Annotated in this window: 1 pseudogene; it reads left to right on the top strand. The window is 56.1% G+C overall.

The annotated features are described in order from the left end of the window. Positions 1 to 379, top strand: a pseudogene (locus tag NX784_RS28760) (transposase); the annotation flags it as partial. Positions 380 to 542: the final 163 nt, after the last annotated feature.

Below are 542 nucleotides of genomic sequence, written 5' to 3' on the forward strand. Positions count from 1 at the left end.
ACAAGCGCTGATCTGGCGTTTTGCGAGCATCGAAAACGGATTGAAAAACCATCGCTACTGGAGCTCGAACTGCAAGGCATGCCCACTCAAGGCCAAGTGCACGCCAAGCCAGCAGCGCCGAGTAACCCGTTGGGAGCACCAGGACGTGCTCGACGATATGCAGGCCCGCCTGGACCAAAATCCAGATGCCATGCGCATCCGTCGCTCGTCAGTCGAGCACCCCTACGGCACGATCAAATCGTGGATGGGCGCGACGCACTTCCTGAGCAAAGGGTTGGAACGCGTGAAGACAGAGATGAGCCTGCATGTGCTCGCCTATAACTTTCGACGATTGATGGCGATTCTGGGCAAACCAGGCATGGTGGCCGCGATCCGGGCGTATGCCCGCTTTTTGAAGCGACTTGGGCTGCTATGGGGCGTCAGCATTTTAGCCGAGCTGAAATCATCCACGATCAATTTCAATCGGCACAGCGCTTTCTACTGTCACCGTAATTAACCCTTGCCGTGGCGCATACTTGATTCGCGTTTTTACACAGCCTGGG

This window comes from Massilia pinisoli (assembly GCF_024753285.1).
GTDB classification, from domain to species: Bacteria; Pseudomonadota; Gammaproteobacteria; order Burkholderiales; family Burkholderiaceae_D; genus Telluria; species Telluria pinisoli.